We start from the raw sequence: 16,071 nt of genomic DNA, 5'->3' as shown, positions 1-16,071 counted from the left end.
CTCGGCAGGGGGTTTTCTCCGAGGTTTTGTCGTCGGCGCTGTTTCCGCTGGTCGGAGGCGGTCTTGCCCCTCGGAGAAAACCTCGACCCCTAGGTATCGGAGGTTTTCTCCGAGGTTTTCTCCGAGCTTCCGCGCATTTCCCCAGGTCGCGAAGCAAAAGCCCCGGTCAGAGGTTTTCTCCGAGGTTTTCTCCGAGATTTGCCTGTTCACACAGCTCAGAAGTGGTTTTTGCCCTCGGAGAAAACCTAAACCCCTAACGGAAAGGGGTCGCGCGCGCGTGCGCGAGACCGACCAGGGCGGGAGCGGTGAGGTCGGCGACCGTCTCGCTCCCGCTCTCGACCTCGGCGCGCTGTCGCGGAGCGGGGCCGGGAGAGCTGCGAGAGCGGCGAGAAGGACTGCCGCTCAACGACTTACCCGACGGCGTCGGGTACTAGAGGAACGGGCCGAAATCAGGTAGTCATCAGGTATGCCCCCCGTCATGCCTCGCGCCGACAGCCAGGCTCGCGCCGAGCGCGTCGCGTACCTCCGCAACGTCGCGGGAGCCTCGTGGTCGGTGATCCGCGACGAACTCGGGTTCCGCTCGATCGGCGCGGTGCAGCAGGCCTACAAGTCCCACCAGAAGCGCAACCCCCTGCCGGGCGGTGAGGCGGTGCTCGCCGGGCTGCGCGATCGCCAGCAGTACCGGACCCAGAAGGGCACGCTCGCGTTGGAACGGGCGATGGCGGCGCGCGAATACTCCACCGTCGCAACCCTGATCCGCGCCCTCGCCGCCAACGATGCCGACCTCGCCAAGTGGTTCGGTATCGGCAGCGAGACCGTCAACGTCAACGTGACCACGTCCCTGCCGCAGGTGATCGCCGAGAACCGCGAGCGTCTGCTGGCGGTGCTCGACGCCGAGGTAGTCGACCAGAAGGAGATCGAACGATGACCACGATGACCAAGCGCGATGCCGTCGAGGCGGCGATGTCGCTGGCCGACGACGTCGCCGAGGGCCGACTGTCGCCGAGCGACCTTGAGGCTCAGGCGGTCTCCGAGCTGCGCGAGCTGTTCGGCACCGTCGTCGGCGAAGGCGACCCGCTCTGGGAGCTGCACGCCAACGTCGCCCGGCAAGCTGTCGGCCTCGGTGCACTCAGCGCCGACGAACTCACCGAGTGGGCCGCTGTCATGCGCCGTCGGGCCGGAGAGCCGCTAGAACCGTCCGGCCCTCACGATGACCCCTTGCCGGCCCAATCGTTGGCGAGCGAGGCAGAGAGCCACGATTCCGGTGACGCGGAGGCCGCTGACGACGCCGAACCTGCTCCGCTGCAGGGCGTGTCGATTGTGACGGCTCTGGCCGCGCTCGCCTCCGCCGCCCAACAGGCACACGTGGAGCCGACCCCGACCCCCGCACCGCAGCCCAGCGGTGAGGGTTACGACGCGACGCGCGGCTGGCAGCCGGGCAACACCCGGCGACTCTGAGAGGATCAATCACATGGCTGGAAACGACAGCGGTCTGGACACCACCCCCTGGCGCGCCTCGCGCCCGAACCTCGGCTCGACGGCTCCGCCGACCGCCGACCTCGGCACCGACTGGCAACCGAACGCCTCGACGTCGGCGTTCACGGCTCCGCCCGCCTCGACGGGCGCGCCGGGTTGGCGTCCGACCCGCTGACCGTGAAGCGCGCCGACATCGCCGCCACGGCAAGCCAACTGAGGCTGATCCTCGGCGCGATCGAGCGGGGTGAGTTGGAGGCCAGCGCCACCGAGCGCACCCGGCTTGAGGGCGCGGCGGCTGCACTCGACGCGCTCGCCGGAGACGCACCAGCCGTTTAACCCAAACGGTCGATTGCGTTATAAGATCGGGGTATGACCGCGCCCCGCACCCGCCGCCGACGCACTCAGACCGCGCCCGCTGGCACCGTCGTTGCCTACATCCGCGTCTCCACCGAGGAGCAAGCCGCCAGCGGTGCCGGGCTCGAAGCGCAGCGCGCCGCAATCACTTCCGAGTGCGAGCGTCGAGGCTGGACCGTGGTCGGCTGGCACGCCGATGAGGGCGTCAGCGGCGGCAAGGCGCTCGACGCACGCCCGGCCCTGACCGCCGCGCTCGACGCCGTGGAGTCGTCCGAGGCGGCGGTGCTTATGGTCGCCAAGTCCGACCGGCTGGCCCGCAGCCTGGGCACACTGCTGCACGTCATCGACCGCGCCGAGCGCGCGGGCGGCGTGGTTGTCGCCGTCGATGGGACGGTCGACACCAGTACGGCGGCAGGCCGGTTCACGACTCAGATCATGGGCAGCGTCGCGGAGTTGGAGCGCGGACTCATCAGCGATCGGACCAAGGCCGCGCTCGCCGTCCGCAAGGCGCAGGGCGTGCGCCTCGGTCGTCCGACGACCGTCCCGCAGTCGGTGGTCGAGCGCATCACCTCCGAGCGCGCTGCAGGCGCAACCTGGGCAGCCATCGCCGACGGACTCAACGCCGACGGCACCCCCACCGGCCAGGGCGGCTCAAAGTGGTTCCCCAACACAGTCGCTCGCATCCACAAGCGCGCGGCAGCCTAACCGCGACGCGACGCGCCCGACAGACCCCGGTCAATTTCTAGTCGACCGGGGTCTTTGCGTTTGCCCTGGCCCGAGACCGTTTCGACCGTATAACCGGGATAGCAAGTTATACCGTAATCCCTTGCACCCCAAGCGCTTACGGCTAAGCGCTTGCACCTAAGCGGGGTATCGTCGGCGGCATGACTACCGCTGCACCCGATCGGCACGCTGACCCTCGAACCCGCTCGGCCAAGGGCTGGCGCGCCCGTCTGGGCCTGCTCGCCTCTGCGGGCGAGACCGACGGCCCGAGGGTCGCCGAAGCCAAGGCCGCGCTGTCGTGGTGGAGAGCCCGAGAGTTCTTGGTCAACGAGTTCGGCGAGGAACGCGGTGAGTCGTTGCTTGAAGTGATCTACCCGCAGCAGACAGCGGAGGCCGCTGAGGCGGTGGCCCGATGAGCGCGCCCGAGGTCTCGCACGCGGAGCAGCCTCAGCCCGGCGTCTCGGACGCTCAGCTTGATCAGCTCCGGCGACGCATCGAGGAGCCCCACGACCGCCAGCCGGAGCGCCTCGTGATCCCCAACAACACGCCCGCCGGTCGAGCGGCGCAGCGTCCGCAGCCGGGTGGTGCTCTGCCCGTCTCGCAGGCCGAGACCCGTCGCCGTCGGCTCGCCGGTCTCCCGACGGTCAACTACGGCAGCGTGAGCGGCGGGTGGTCGACCGTCGCCGAGGTCGCCGAGCGGATCGGACCGCTGGCAAAGCGCATCGCTGCCGCCGAGCGGCCTGGGCGGTTCTCCTGGCGAGGGTCGCAGGTCGGCGTCCACGATCTGGTCGAGGGCGTCCACGAGATCGCCGGTGACATCACCGGCTGGCTCGCCGAGGCCGATGCCCGCGCCAAGACCAAGCACCTCGCCGCCGATCCCGGCAAGCGGCGGTACGCGATGACGACGTTGTGCGACCTGGCTCCGCGCCCGGCGCTGCCCGAGGTGACCGACGCGATGATCGCTGACGGCTCGTGGGCGGCGGCGCTGACGGAGATGGTTGCGCCGCTGGATGGTCCGCTGGCTGATCTGCTCCGCCGCGCCTATCCGCCGGGCGCGCCTGAGCTGCGGGGTGCGCTGTCGAGGTCGGAGCGACTGGAAAAGCTACTTCGCGACTCGCTCGACCGTCCGGTGGCAGAACTTGTTCGCCGTCTCGATCGTGCCGACCGCGAGGCCGCGAAGCCGAGCGCCCTCGCCAAGGCTGAGGCGGCGCGCGCCGAGCTGGAAGCGATGGGAGTCGAGATATGAGCGCCGACACCACATCTCGCGCCGAGGCTGAGGCCTACGACGGTCCGCGCTGCCGGAGCTGCGGAGGCCCGTGCATCCGCTGGAAGGGCGACGTCTGGGGCTACACGTGCACGGCCTGCATCAACGCCCACCTCGCCGAGGCGGCGGCGCGGGCCGACGAGCACGAGCGGGTCGACCGGCAACGAATGGCCCGCAAGCGGCGGGAGGCGACCCCGTGAGCCCTGTTGACAGCCCGGTGCAGTTCGTCGCCCTCTTCACAACAACGTTCCTCGTTTCGGTGGTAACCGTCGGGGCGGTGCTGGACCTGCGCTATGTGCCGCAGCACCGTCCCGACGTCACCCCGCCGGGGGAGGCCTCGGCGAATCCGAGGACATGACCGTAATGACCACCCGAAAGGACCAGACATGACCGTCACAAATGCCCGTAAGTCCAAGCACCCGTTGACATTCGGTGATCTGACCCCCCGCGAACAAATGGGGCTGCGTACCGCTGTCCACGAGAGTTCGCACGCCATCGTCGGCACCTTGCTCGGCGGTCGGGTCCGGTCGGCGGTGTTGTCAGTCGGGCGCATGTTCGGCGTCAACGGTCTGACGACGTTCGAGGAGACCGCCAGGGATAGTGCGCCTCTGATCGCCTATGCGGGGCCGTACGGTGAGGCTCGCTGGCTTGAAGGAGGCCGACACCCCTCCCAACGGTTGATGTTCGCCCTGATGCGCGGCAGCGGCGGCGGGGACCATCGGGCGCTCTGCGCGGCTGCGGCGTCGGCGGATGTGTACGGCACCGGGAACACCTCAGCAGAGGCCCGCCGACGCGTGCCGCCGCTGTTGGACCGCGCTTGGCCTGCGGTGATCAACCTCGCCCAGGTGGTCCATCGCGAAGGCGAGGCCCGCCACGAGCATGTCCTCGCCGCTCTCGGCATCACCGACGGCGGCGGGCCGGGCAGCTCGCAGCTCGCCAGCCTCAAGGCCGGTCTGCGCCGCGTGCCCCCGATCAGCCCGCCCGCATAACCCCCTCAACCGTCCACAACCACGAAGGCCTCCCCCGCAACCTCCCCAACGACGCAACACCAACGCCGAGGAGACCCTCATGATCACCACCATCGACCGCCGACCCGGCAGCCGGAGCATCGACTACCTGCCGGACTACTGCCCGCACTGCAACCCCCTCGGCGACCAGGCCGACCGCCCCGTTCGGATGGCCTCGCTGACCGAGCCGACCGAGGTCCGGTGGGGCGGTGGCCGGTTCGCGAGCTGCGAGTACCGCTGCGACGGCTGCGGGCACCAGTGGACGCGCACCGACCTGTGGGGCGCGCAGGAGGCCGGGTTCGGTCCCAAGCAACGGAGGACTGCCGCATGAGCGCCGCGACTCTCGTCCCGATCCACGCCCTGACCGCTGCCCGTGCGCTGCGGGCCGGTCGGGACCGTCAGAAGCCCGCCTCGCCCGCCGATCTGGCGCGGCGGCTCGACCCGAAATTCGTCATCACCCCGACGATTCGGCTGCTGTCAGACATCGCGGTACGCACCGTCGAACAACCCGACGAACGCGACATCGTCACCACCCCGCCCCGCACCGGCAAGTCGCAGCTACTCGCCATCTGGACGTCGGTGTGGGCGCTGTCGCGGAATCCCGACCTCGAAGTGGTGATCGTCTCCTACTCCGATGAGCTGGCCCAGGCGCACAGCCGCGCTGCGAGGCAGATCATCAAGGAACACGCCGACTACCTCGGTATCCGCCTCAGCCAGGACGCGCGAGCGGTGGGGCGGTGGCAGGTCGAGGGACGCAAAGGCGGGCTGCTCGCGACCGGCATCAACTCCGGCGTAACAGGTTTCGGTGCCGACCTGCTCGTGATTGACGACCCGGTGAAGGATGCGCAGGAGGCCGATTCCGCCGCGCACCGTCGCCGCGTCGCCAGCGAATATCGCTCGACCCTCGCCCCGCGCGTTCACCCCGGCGGGTCGACGCTGCTCGTGATGACGCGGTGGCATCCCGCCGACTTGGCCGGGGAGCTGATCGACAGCGAACCGGATGTGTGGACCCGCACCAACATTCCCGCCGTCTCCGAGACCGGCATACCCGACGCGCTGGGTCGTGCGCCGGGCGTGGCGATGATCTCCGCGCTCGGCTTCACGCCGGAGCACTACGCCGCCAACCGCCGCACCTCCGGCGAGCGTGCCTGGTACGCGCTGTACATGGGCAATCCGACCACCCCCGAGGGCGGTCTGATCAAGGCCTCGTGGATCGAGAGCTGGCGTCTGCCGGTCGCCCCGGCGGGTCCGATCAGAACCGTGATCGGGGTCGACCCGTCCGACTCCGGCAGCGGCGACAGCTGCGGGCTCATCGCCGCATCGTCCTACGCCGACGGCACCGTCGTGCTCATCGCCGACGTCTCCGAGCCGATGACCTCCGAGCGGTGGGCGCGGCGGGCGGTCGAGCTGGCGATCAGCACGGGAGCATCCGAAATCGCGATCGAGTCGTTCGCCGCCGGGACGACGTACCGCGCAGTCGTCGCCGACGTCATCAAGCGGATGCGTCCCGACCGCCCGATCCGCGTAACCGCCTGGCCTCCCAAGGGTTCAGGGCGCGGCAAGGGCGACGCCGAGGCCCGCAGCGCCGCGCTGCGCCAGGCCCTCGAAGTCGGCACATGCCGCGTCGCCGGACATCTCCCGTCGTTCGAGGCGCAGGCGGTCGCGTGGCAGAGCGGGCAGCACCAGCCCGACAGCCTCGCGGCGGCGGTCGTGGCTCACGACGTGCTCGCCGCCGGGGCGGGTGTCGCCCGCTTCGTCTCGCCGATCGACACCGAACGCCGGATGCGTGAAGGGCGGGGTGCGCCGCCTCCGGCGTGGATGACTCGCCGTCTGGGCGGTTAAGTGGCGGCGCGTCAAACACATCGAACGTCTGTCCGATGTGCTGTCATGGATTGACCGGGCCTCGACGGTGAGTGCCCAACGAGTCGTCGTGGGAGGGCTGCGATGGCCGCTCGCGGGTGGGGTCCGTGGACACAGATCAAGCTGGACGCACTTGAGGACTACCTCAGCGCGTTTACGAAGGCGTCGCAGCGCGCGAACGGCACCGTGTATCTCGATCTGTTCGCGGGTGCCTTCTCCAACACCGACCGGCTGACTGGCGCACCGATAATGGGTTCCCCGTACCGCGCTCTCAGCGTCACACCGCCTTTCAGCAAGGTCTATGGATTCGAGAAGCAGGAGCGAACCGCCAAGCAGCTGGAAGTGAAGTTGCGCGGTGAATTCCCCGGCCGCGACATCGTCATCACGCCCGGCGACTGCAACCTCACCGCGCCCGCAGTGCTCAAGGGCATGGACGTCTACTGGCGCAAGAAGCCGACCTTCGCCATGATCGACCAGTTCATGGCGGAGGTCCACTGGGATAGCATCTGCGCGCTGGCCAGTCACCGGCTTCGCTCAGCACCAGATCGGCCCGAACGCAAGACGGAGTTGTGGCTGTACTTCGGCGACTCATTCATCCCACGCGGCCTCGGATCGAAGAAGCCCGGCGAGGCCGAGGCAATCGCCGCTCGGATCGACCGCATGTACGGCAACCCCAACTGGCGCTACATCAAACAGGCTCGCGATGATGACGTGATCTCCGGCAAGACCCTCAAGGCTGAGCTGGTCAACCTGATGCGTTGGCAACTCGAAAAAGAACTCGGGTACGCCGTCACGGTCCCGCTCGAGTTCATCAACGAGCGCGGCGGCGGCCTCTACACGGTCATATTCGCAACCGATCACCCTGTCGGGGAGAAGATCATGCGCCACATATTCAAGGCGTCGACCGGTGCTCTCGACAGAATGGTTCGGCTTCGGAAAGCGCGCGACGTTTTGGCGCGTGCGGACAAGCTCGGTGCAGCGACCGGCCAGTCCGGTCTGTTCGACCTGACGCCGGATGAGGCGATCGGCAAGGCCGATCGGACGACCGAGATCGAGCTACTCGGGCCGCCCCAGGTGCCAGAATTCTACGGCTATGACGAGTTCGGCCACTAGACGAGCGTTGAGGTCGGCATGTCATCCCAGCGTCGACCGTCAAGCACGCGACCATGTGCTTTGGGCGTGCGTCCGCCCCACTGCTTGAAGAAGAATGCGACACCTTCGTCCTGACACGCATCACGGATCTCGCGGACCCAGTCGGCGTCGATGAAGCGGTGGTTAGGTCCGGATTCGCCCCCTGCGATAACCCAGTGAATGCCGTCGAGGTTCAAGCCCGTCAACGGCCCAAGTAGTGGCTCGCAGGATAGAAACCTGACAGCAGCGGGCACGTCACGAAGGTGATCGACCCGCTGCAGCGTGGCGGCGTTCTCGACGGAAACGCCCATCCAGAGGTTGCTAGGCCAGTCCAGCTTTTCGGCCACACGACGAAGGCGCAGGCTGCGTTTCGTGAGTACCTGGTACGTGTGCTGCGGAGTGTCTCGACAGACATCGAAGACATCGCGGATGAAATCGAGCGGTACCCGAGCGTGAAACAGGTCGCTCATCGAGTTGACGAACACGACACGCGGAGCGCGCCAGCGGGTGGGTTCGTCAAGGGCTTCAGGATGGATGGTGACGTCGAAGCCTGGGCCGGACGTCCTCGGGTCGCCGTCGTTCTGGTACTTCGCCGACCCCATTGCTTTGAGCCGTTTGGCCAGCGTCATTGCGTAGCAGTGGTCACACCCAGCGGAAACCCGGTCGCACCCCGTAACCGGGTTCCACGTCGCCTCGGTCCACTCGATTGCTGATCGGTCCGCCATCAGGTCACACCAGCCTCACTAGTAACTCGAACGCTCGTTCGATACCCTACGTGCTCGGAGACTAACTGCAGGTCACGACACACCGCCCCGGTCAAGCACCGTACGCGCCAAGACTCTTCCATCAATCGCCGCAAAAAGTGGGGCCTCAGGCTCACACGCGCGGCATCATTGTGCCGACTAAGCCGGATATGCAGCGGCCCTGAGCCGCCGTCGCTAGTAGACGTTTATCCGTGCCGGAACTCGACGACATCCCCGTCGGCCATGACGTAGTCCTTGCCTTCCATGCGGACCTTGCCGGCGGCCTTGGCCGCAGCCATCGAACCGGCCGCGACGAGGTCGTCGAAGGACACCACCTCGGCCTTGATGAAGCCCTTCTCGAAGTCGCTGTGGATGACGCCGGCCGCCTTGGGTGCGGTGTCACCCTGGTGGATCGTCCAGGCGCGTGCTTCTTTGGGCCCTGCGGTCAGGTAGGTCTGCAGGCGCAGCGTGTGGAACCCGGCCCGGGCCAGCGCGTCGAGCCCGCGTTCGGTCTGGCCGATCGACTCCAGCAGTTCGGCAGCGGACTCGTCGTCGAGCTCGAGCAGTTCCGCCTCGATCTTGGCGTCGAGGAACACGGCGTCGGCCGGAGCGACGAGCTCACGAAGTTCGTTCTTGCGGGCCTCGTCGGTCAGGACACCCTCGTCGGCGTTGAACACGTAGAGGAACGGTTTGGTGGTGAGCAGATTGAGCTCACGCAGCAGCGCGGCGTCGGCGCCCGCGCTGAAGAGTGTCTTGCCACTGTTGAGCACCTCTTGGGCGGCCACTGCGGCGTCGTAGATGGGCTTGCGGTCCTTGTGGGTGCGGGCTTCCTTCTCCAGCCGCGGCACCGCCTTCTCCAGCGTCTGCATGTCGGCGAGGATCAGCTCGGTCTCGATGACCTCGATATCCGAGCGTGGATCGACGCGTCCGTCCACGTGCACCACGTCGTCGTCGGTGAACACCCGGACGACCTGGCAAATCGCGTCGCATTCGCGGATGTTGGCCAGGAACTTGTTTCCCAGCCCCGCACCCTCGGACGCGCCTTTGACGATTCCGGCGATATCGACGAACGTGACCGGCGCCGGAACCAGCTTCTCCGAGCCGAACATCTTCGCGAGTTCATCGAGGCGCGGATCCGGCAGCGGCACCACACCCTCGTTGGGTTCGATGGTCGCGAAGGGGTAGTTGGCCGCCAACACGTTGTTGCGTGTCAGGGCATTGAACAGAGTCGACTTACCGACGTTCGGCAAACCGACGATTCCCAGGTTCAGGCTCACAGGAACCACAGTCTGCCAGAGTGTCGGGGGCACGCCAGCGCGCGCTGGCGGCGCGCGGTGCCATCGAGCCGGTACGGTCTACCTGTGTCCGGACAGCGCGCACAGTCGGCAGTGCCGGCTGACCACCGCTCTGTGTACCCCAAATGGCCTGGTGTGCCGTGGTGGGGTGCTGTGCTGCTGGCTGTGACGGCTACCGCGATCGGCTTCGCGTTCGACGCCGGATCCGGTGACCGGGAACTCAGCACATTCTTCGCGGTCTGCTACGTCCTGGGCTGCCTCGGCGCCGTGCTCGCGGTGCGGCAATCCGGGGTGTTCACGGCGGTGATCCAGCCGCCGTTGATCCTGTTCGTGGCGGTACCCGGGTCCTACTTCCTGTTCCACGGCGGCCAGTTGGGCGGGGTCAAGGACCTGGCCATCAACTGTGGTTACCCGCTGATCGAACGCTTCCCGTTGATGCTGTTCACCACGGCTGCGGTGTTGCTGATCGGCCTGGCTCGCTGGTACTTCGCCCTCGCGACCCGACACAGCGCCGCGAAGGCCGAGAAGGCCGACGGCACGGAGAGCGCGAACACGCGAAAAGCGACCGTCGCCGCGGCCAAAACCGGAATTGTGGCGGCTGTCACAACGAAGCTGTCAGGCCTGATACTCCGCAAACCCGCGACGCGACGATCGTCGGCGCAGGCGTCGGCCGATGAGGCACCACCGCGGCGGCGGCCCGCTGACCGTTCGCAGCGGCCTGATCGTGCAAGCCGAACCAGCCGTGCGGACCGCACCGCCGACCGACCTGAGCGGCCCGACCGCACCGACCGGCCCAGGCGGCGACGTCCCGCGGCGGCGGCCGAGGAGGCCGGCACTGAGCGCCGGGCGACCAAGCGGACCACCGCGCCGCGACCTCGACCCAGCCGTCCGCCGCTCGACGAGTTCGGTGAGCCGCTGCCTGAGCGGCCCCGCAGGCCACGGGCGCCGCGAACCGCCGAGCCGCCTCTGGTGCCCCCGACCGACGCCCGCCGCAGGGTGCGTACCCAGCCGCGTGAGCCTCGTAAACAGCCTCCGCCGGAGCGGAACAGTGCCGCACAGCCGCGTCGGCGTCGCTTCGACGACTATCAGCCGTTCGAGGACCCGTTCGAAGCGCCCCGCAACGGCAACGGCAGTTCGAATGGCCGCCCGACTCACCACCCGGTCTCGCGGGTGCGTTACCGCGGCGCCGAGGACGAAGACGAGCGCAGGGAGTACAGGAGCCGGCCGCGCTCATCAACGCGCGGCCGGGACAGCACCTGGGAATACGACGGCTGAAGGCGCTCAGGCGCGCGGCGGACGGATTTCGCGTGGAAGTGCGAACACCAGCGTCTCGTTGGCCGTGGTGACCGGCTGGACGGTGTCGAAGCCATAGTCGGCGAGCCGCTCCAGCACACCGCGGACCAGCACCTCGGGCACTGACGCCCCGGAGGTGACGCCGACCGTGGTGACGCCATCCAGCCAGCTCGGGTCGATGTCCTCGGCGTAGTCCACCAGGTGAGCGGCGCGGGAGCCGGCGCCGAGCGCCACCTCGACCAGCCGCACTGAGTTCGACGAGTTCCGCGAGCCGACCACGATGACCAACTCACATTCGGGTGCCATGGCCTTGACCGCCACCTGGCGATTCTGCGTGGCGTAGCAGATGTCGTCGCTCGGCGGATCCTGCAGCTTGGGGAACTTCTCCCGCAGCCGCTGCACGGTCTCCATGGTCTCGTCGACGCTCAGCGTGGTCTGCGACAGCCAGATCACCTTGTCCTCGTCGCGGACGGTGACGTTGTCCACCGAGTCGGGGCCGTCGACGAGCTGGACGTGGTCGGGCGCCTCGCCTGCGGTACCGATCACTTCCTCGTGACCCTCATGGCCGATCAGCAGGATGTCGTAGTCGTCGCGGGCGAACCGCTTGGCCTCGTTGTGCACCTTGGTGACCAGCGGACAGGTGGCGTCGATGACCTTGAGGTCGCGGTCGGCAGCCGACTCGTGCACGGTCGGCGCGACACCGTGCGCCGAGAACACGACGATCGAGCCCTCCGGCACCTCGTCGGTCTCGTCGACGAAGATGGCGCCGGCCTTGGCCAAGGTCTGCACCACATGCACGTTGTGCACGATCTCGTGGCGGACGTACACCGGCGCCCCATGCTTTTCGAGCGCCCGCTCGACGGTTTCCACGGCGCGGTCCACGCCTGCGCAGTAGCCCCGCGGCTCGGCCAGCAGGACACGCTTGCCTGCCACGCCGGAACTCACCGAGCTGGAGGCACCCGGGATACCCATATTCACTGTTGGCGGCATGTCACCAGGGTACGGGGAGCCGCCTTGAGTGAGCCAGCCGTAGTCTGGTGGCCATGGGAACTGCACCGTATGGGGTCCGGCTGCTCGTAGGCGCGGCGGTGACGGCGATCGAGGAGACCCGCAGGCTGCCCCACACCATTCTCACGTACCCGATGACCGTGGCCAGCCAGGCCGCCAACCTCTTCATGCACGTGCAGCAGAACCTCGCCGAGCTGGTGATCAAGGGGGACGAAACTCTCGAGCAGCTGTTTCCTCCCAAGGATGAACAGCCCGAGTGGGCCACGTTCGACGAAGACCTCGACACCGGTAGCGAGGACGACTCCGCCCCGCAGACCGAAGGCGAACGCCGGACCGAGGGCAGGTTCGCTCTGTACAGCACGGGTGAGCCGGGCGCAGGCAGCGTCGCGGGCAATGGCCGGGCGGGCGCCCCCCAGCCGGCCGCGACGGGCACCGCGCCCGCGATCGTCGGCGAGGTGGACTACGACGCCCTGACGCTCGCGCAGCTGCGGGCTCGGCTGACCTCGCTGCGCGTCGCCGATCTCGAGGCTCTGCTGGCCTATGAGGAGGCTGGTCGGGCCCGCGCACCGTTCGTCACGCTGCTCACCAACAGGATCACCCGCGCGAACGCGAAGTGACCGAACCCGGCCAGTCACCGGAGAACCCATGGCCGGTTCGCGCCGTCGCGACCCGCGTCGCCAAGTGGATCGACCGGCTCGGTGCCGTGTGGGTCGAGGGTCAGCTCACCGAGCTGAAGGTGCGCCCCGACTCCAAGACCGTGTTCATGGTGCTGCGCGACCCGGCCGCGGACATGTCCCTGACCCTGACCTGCCCGCGCGATCTGGTGCGCAACGCCCCGGTCAGACTCACCGAGGGCACCCAGGTGATCATCTGCGGCAAGCCCAACTTTTACACCGGCCGCGGCTCATTCTCGTTGCGGGTCAGCGAGATTCGCGCCGTCGGCATCGGTGAGCTACTCGCCCGCATCGACCGGCTGCGCCGCCTGCTGGACGCCGAAGGGTTGTTCGACCCGCGGCTCAAACGGCCAATCCCCTTCCTGCCCAACACCATCGGGCTGATCACCGGACGCGCGTCGGCTGCCGAGCACGACGTCACCACCGTCGCGGCGGGACGATGGCCCGCCGTACGGTTCGCCGTCCGCAACACCATCGTGCAAGGCCCCAACGCCGTGCCGCAGATCGTGGAGGCACTCGCGGCCCTCGACGGGGACCCCGCCGTCGACGTCATCGTGCTGGCCCGCGGCGGCGGCAGCGTCGAGGATCTGCTGCCGTTCTCCGACGAAACCCTGTGCCGCGCCATATCCGCCTGTCGCACACCGGTGGTCAGTGCGATCGGCCACGAGCCGGACAACCCGCTGTGCGATCTGGTCGCCGACCTGCGCGCGGCCACACCGACCGACGCCGCCAAGCGCATCGTGCCCGACGCCGCAGCAGAGCAGGCCCTGGTCGCCGACCAGCGCAGGCGTAGCGCCCGCGCGTTGCGCAACTGGGTACATCGCGAACAGCACCACCTCGACCAGCTGCGCAGCCGCCCGGTACTGGCTCTGCCACTAGCCGCACTGGCTGCCCGCGAGGACGAGATCCAGCGGGCACGGGCTACCGCACAACGCGACATCACCCGGTTGATCTCCGCGGAGAGCGAGACCATCGGCCACCTGTCCGCCCGGCTGATCACCCTGGGCCCGGCCGCAACGCTGGCGCGCGGTTACGCAGTGGTGCAGACCGTGCCCACCTCGGGCGCACCCTCGGTTTTGCGTTCGGTCGATGACGCCCCGCGGGGCACGCAGCTGCGGGTGCGGGTGTCCGACGGCGTGGTGACCGCGGTGAGCGAAGGCCCCGAGAAGAGCACGGCAGAAGGATCGGAATGAAGCCCATTAGTGAGCTGGGATACGAAGAGGCCCGCGACGAACTGATTGCCGTCGTGCAGCAACTGGAACAGGGAGGCCTCGATCTCGACGCTTCACTGAATCTCTGGGAAAGAGGCGAAGAACTGGCCAAACGTTGCGAAGAACACTTAGCCGGAGCTCGCAACAGAGTAGAGCAGGCACTCGCCGCCAGAGATGGTGACGACGATTGATCGGGCAAGTGAAGTTGCGGCACGCAGTCGAAACTGGAACATGTTTCAGTTATGCTCTCCGCCATGGGTGACGCATCTCTCAACACCGGGGATTTCTCTGCTCCTCACGTCCGCAATCTCGGCCGGGTGCTGGTCACCGGCGGCTCCGGCTTCGTCGGCGCCAACCTGGTGAGCGAACTGCTCGACCGTGGGTACACCGTCCGGTCCTTCGATCGGGCGCCGTCGACGTTGGGCGACCACGCCGGCCTGGAGGTGCTGCAGGGCGACATCTGCGATCCGGAAACGGTGGCGGCGGCCGTCAAAGACATCGACACGGTGTTCCACACAGCGGCCATCATCGATCTCATGGGCGGCGCCTCGGTCACCGACGAATACCGCAACCGCAGCTTCGCCGTCAACGTCGAGGGCACCAAGAACCTGGTCCATGCAGCACAAGCGGCCGGCGTCAAACGGTTCGTGTACACGGCATCCAACAGCGTGGTCATGGGTGGCCAGCACATCGTCAACGGCGACGAGACCCTGCCGTACACCCAGCGGTTCAACGACCTCTACACCGAGACCAAGGTCGTCGCCGAGAAGTTCGTGCTCAGCCAGAACGGCGAGCACGGCATGCTCACATGCTCGATCCGCCCCAGCGGCATCTGGGGGCGCGGCGACCAGACCATGTTCCGCAAGGTCTTCGAGAACGTGTTGGCCGGGCACGTCAAGGTGCTGGTCGGCAACAAGAACATCAAGCTGGATAACACGTACGTGCACAACCTGATTCACGGTTTCATCCTGGCCGCCGAACATCTGGTGCCCGGCGGCACGGCTCCCGGCCAGGCCTACTTCATCAACGACGGCGATCCGGTCAACATGTTCGAGTTCGCCCGCCCGGTGATCGCGGCGTGCGGGCGCAGGCTTCCCAACGTCCGGGTGTCGGGACGGCTCGTGCACAAGGCCATGACGCTGTGGCAACGGTTGCACTTCAAGTTCGGCATCCCCGAGCCGTTGATCGAACCCCTTGCCGTGGAACGGCTTTACCTCAACAACTACTTCTCGATCGCCAAAGCCAAGCGCGACCTGGGATACGAGCCGCTGTTCACCACGCAGCAGGCGATGTCGGCGAGCATGCCGTACTACGTCGAGTTGTTCCGCCAGATGGAGGCCGGCCCGGCCAAGCAGCCGGCCCTCGCCTGACCTCAGCGATACAGGTGCACCGGATGGTGGGTGCCCTGCTCGATGCGAGCTGACGCCAGGTGCAGCAGCTCGGTACCCAGCGCGATCAGCGCACGGGCCGCCGCGATGTCCTCACCGACCGTCGGCGCGCTCGGGTCTTTGGGATTACGGTAGGCATCTCCGGTGGTTGTGATGACGCCGTCATGTAGCTGTGCGTGCGCTGATGCGTGGGTGTGAATGTCGTCCTCGGAAAACTCGATTTCGACGAACCACTTGTTGGACAGATCTTTGTCGTACATGTCGATCAACCTCCGCATTCCAGCGTGCGCCGTCGTCGTCCGCAACGCCAGAGTGGACATTGTCGTAAATTTCTCCGCCAGTGCTCCCCAACCCGCAGCGCTGGCCGCCCGCACCGCATAAAGTCCAACGGACACAGGTTGATCCGTGGCGAGGGGGCTTTCATGCCTGACGGCAAACCGAACATCCTGGTGATCGGGGGCGACGACATCGGCATCAGCAACCTGAGTTGTTACAGCGACGGGCTGATGGGCTACCGGACGGCTTCACCGACTCATACAGCGAGCAAAGCTGCACGGCCGGTCGGGCGGTGTTCATCGGCGAGTTTCAGCATCGACCCGGTGGTCGAGAAACTGCACGAGTATTTGGCCAAGGACTGACGGAGA

22 protein-coding genes and 1 pseudogene are annotated in these 16,071 nt (G+C 67.5%); 19 read left to right on the top strand and 4 right to left on the bottom strand.

All coding sequences use genetic code 11. The features are described 5' to 3' along the window. Window positions 1-478: 478 nt before the first annotated feature. From RMCB_RS22965 to tcmP, 13 genes are all read left to right on the top strand, one after another. Window positions 479-928 carry a hypothetical protein gene (locus RMCB_RS22965; protein WP_062830617.1) on the top strand — a complete coding sequence of 150 codons (450 nt, stop codon included), beginning with the start codon at window positions 479-481 and terminating at the stop codon, window positions 926-928. Then, window positions 925-1,458, top strand: coding sequence for a hypothetical protein (locus tag RMCB_RS22960; RefSeq protein WP_062830616.1), 534 nt, complete (start codon window positions 925-927; stop codon window positions 1,456-1,458). The genes RMCB_RS22965 and RMCB_RS22960 overlap by 4 nt, the downstream gene beginning before the upstream one ends. A 13-nt stretch (window positions 1,459-1,471) precedes the next feature. Then, the gene (locus RMCB_RS22955) at window positions 1,472-1,651 is read left to right on the top strand and encodes a hypothetical protein (protein ID WP_062830615.1); all 180 of its coding nucleotides are present in this window, start codon (window positions 1,472-1,474) and stop codon (window positions 1,649-1,651) included. 2 nt (window positions 1,652-1,653) lie between these two features. Further along, window positions 1,654-1,812, top strand: a complete 159-nt coding sequence (locus RMCB_RS36085; RefSeq protein WP_165606311.1) for a hypothetical protein — start codon at window positions 1,654-1,656, stop codon at window positions 1,810-1,812. Window positions 1,813-1,845: 33 nt separating this feature from the next. After that, window positions 1,846-2,535 (top strand): recombinase family protein, encoded by a 690-nt coding sequence (locus tag RMCB_RS22950; protein ID WP_062830614.1) that lies wholly within the window; start codon window positions 1,846-1,848, stop codon window positions 2,533-2,535. Window positions 2,536-2,714: 179 nt separating this feature from the next. Continuing rightward, complete coding sequence (locus RMCB_RS22945; RefSeq protein ID WP_062830613.1) at window positions 2,715-2,969, top strand: hypothetical protein; 255 nt, start codon at window positions 2,715-2,717, stop codon at window positions 2,967-2,969. Beyond that, on the top strand, window positions 2,966-3,799 hold the full coding sequence (locus RMCB_RS22940; protein WP_234792215.1) for a hypothetical protein: 834 nt from the start codon (window positions 2,966-2,968) through the stop codon (window positions 3,797-3,799). Before RMCB_RS22945 ends, RMCB_RS22940 begins: the two co-directional genes overlap by 4 nt. After that, the gene (locus tag RMCB_RS22935; RefSeq protein ID WP_062830612.1) at window positions 3,796-4,017 is read left to right on the top strand and encodes a hypothetical protein; all 222 of its coding nucleotides are present in this window, start codon (window positions 3,796-3,798) and stop codon (window positions 4,015-4,017) included. Before RMCB_RS22940 ends, RMCB_RS22935 begins: the two co-directional genes overlap by 4 nt. Further along, window positions 4,014-4,175: a hypothetical protein gene (locus tag RMCB_RS36080; protein ID WP_165606310.1), complete on the top strand. Its 162-nt coding sequence runs from the start codon at window positions 4,014-4,016 to the stop codon at window positions 4,173-4,175. The genes RMCB_RS22935 and RMCB_RS36080 overlap by 4 nt, the downstream gene beginning before the upstream one ends. Window positions 4,176-4,203: 28 nt before the next feature. Then, window positions 4,204-4,806 carry a hypothetical protein gene (locus RMCB_RS22930; RefSeq protein ID WP_062830611.1) on the top strand — a complete coding sequence of 201 codons (603 nt, stop codon included), beginning with the start codon at window positions 4,204-4,206 and terminating at the stop codon, window positions 4,804-4,806. Window positions 4,807-4,885: 79 nt separating this feature from the next. After that, a complete protein-coding gene (locus RMCB_RS22925; protein WP_062830610.1) occupies window positions 4,886-5,155 on the top strand; it encodes a hypothetical protein in 270 nt (89 codons plus the stop codon). Next, a complete protein-coding gene (locus RMCB_RS22920; protein WP_084388582.1) occupies window positions 5,152-6,666 on the top strand; it encodes a terminase large subunit domain-containing protein in 1,515 nt (504 codons plus the stop codon). The genes RMCB_RS22925 and RMCB_RS22920 overlap by 4 nt, the downstream gene beginning before the upstream one ends. A 102-nt stretch (window positions 6,667-6,768) precedes the next feature. Beyond that, window positions 6,769-7,797 (top strand): three-Cys-motif partner protein TcmP, encoded by a 1,029-nt coding sequence (gene tcmP, locus RMCB_RS22915; RefSeq protein WP_062830609.1) that lies wholly within the window; start codon window positions 6,769-6,771, stop codon window positions 7,795-7,797. On the opposite strand, the gene RMCB_RS22910 is transcribed toward tcmP, so the two are convergent. Both RMCB_RS22910 and ychF read right to left on the bottom strand, forming a co-directional pair. Beyond that, the gene (locus RMCB_RS22910) at window positions 7,794-8,540 is read right to left on the bottom strand and encodes a DUF5131 family protein (protein ID WP_062830608.1); all 747 of its coding nucleotides are present in this window, start codon (window positions 8,538-8,540) and stop codon (window positions 7,794-7,796) included. The genes tcmP and RMCB_RS22910 overlap by 4 nt on opposite strands. A 224-nt stretch (window positions 8,541-8,764) precedes the next feature. Continuing rightward, window positions 8,765-9,835, bottom strand: a complete 1,071-nt coding sequence (gene ychF / locus RMCB_RS22905) for a redox-regulated ATPase YchF (protein WP_062830607.1) — start codon at window positions 9,833-9,835, stop codon at window positions 8,765-8,767. Between the two features lie 84 nt (window positions 9,836-9,919). Between ychF and RMCB_RS22900 the strand changes: the two genes are divergently transcribed. After that, on the top strand, window positions 9,920-11,128 hold the full coding sequence (locus RMCB_RS22900; protein ID WP_062830606.1) for a DUF6542 domain-containing protein: 1,209 nt from the start codon (window positions 9,920-9,922) through the stop codon (window positions 11,126-11,128). A 6-nt stretch (window positions 11,129-11,134) separates the two neighbouring features. Here RMCB_RS22900 and RMCB_RS22895 read toward each other — a convergent pair whose 3' ends face one another. Next, on the bottom strand, window positions 11,135-12,136 hold the full coding sequence (locus tag RMCB_RS22895) for a 4-hydroxy-3-methylbut-2-enyl diphosphate reductase (RefSeq protein WP_062830605.1): 1,002 nt from the start codon (window positions 12,134-12,136) through the stop codon (window positions 11,135-11,137). 53 nt (window positions 12,137-12,189) lie between these two features. Between RMCB_RS22895 and RMCB_RS22890 the strand changes: the two genes are divergently transcribed. From RMCB_RS22890 to RMCB_RS22875, 4 genes are all read left to right on the top strand, one after another. Further along, window positions 12,190-12,771 (top strand): lipid droplet-associated protein, encoded by a 582-nt coding sequence (locus RMCB_RS22890; protein ID WP_062830604.1) that lies wholly within the window; start codon window positions 12,190-12,192, stop codon window positions 12,769-12,771. Continuing rightward, window positions 12,768-14,021 carry an exodeoxyribonuclease VII large subunit gene (xseA, locus tag RMCB_RS22885; RefSeq protein ID WP_062830603.1) on the top strand — a complete coding sequence of 418 codons (1,254 nt, stop codon included), beginning with the start codon at window positions 12,768-12,770 and terminating at the stop codon, window positions 14,019-14,021. Before RMCB_RS22890 ends, xseA begins: the two co-directional genes overlap by 4 nt. Then, on the top strand, window positions 14,018-14,230 hold the full coding sequence (locus RMCB_RS22880) for an exodeoxyribonuclease VII small subunit (protein ID WP_029366394.1): 213 nt from the start codon (window positions 14,018-14,020) through the stop codon (window positions 14,228-14,230). Before xseA ends, RMCB_RS22880 begins: the two co-directional genes overlap by 4 nt. Before the next feature lie 63 nt (window positions 14,231-14,293). Continuing rightward, entirely contained in the window at window positions 14,294-15,409 is a 1,116-nt protein-coding gene (locus RMCB_RS22875) for a 3-beta-hydroxysteroid dehydrogenase (RefSeq protein WP_062830726.1), read from the top strand. Window positions 15,410-15,411: 2 nt separating this feature from the next. On the opposite strand, the gene RMCB_RS22870 is transcribed toward RMCB_RS22875, so the two are convergent. Next, the gene (locus RMCB_RS22870) at window positions 15,412-15,687 is read right to left on the bottom strand and encodes a dsRBD fold-containing protein (protein ID WP_029366392.1); all 276 of its coding nucleotides are present in this window, start codon (window positions 15,685-15,687) and stop codon (window positions 15,412-15,414) included. Between the two features lie 162 nt (window positions 15,688-15,849). On the opposite strand from RMCB_RS22870, the pseudogene RMCB_RS22865 reads away from it, so the two are divergent. Further along, a pseudogene (locus RMCB_RS22865) lies at window positions 15,850-16,028 on the top strand (arylsulfatase); the annotation flags it as partial. Between the last annotated feature and the right edge of the window lie 43 nt (window positions 16,029-16,071).

The sequence above is a fragment of the Mycolicibacterium brisbanense genome, assembly GCF_001570425.1.
GTDB classification, from domain to species: Bacteria; Actinomycetota; Actinomycetes; order Mycobacteriales; family Mycobacteriaceae; genus Mycobacterium; species Mycobacterium brisbanense.
Note: the sequence above shows the minus strand (reverse complement) of the source record. Positions and strands in the feature narration are given on the sequence as shown.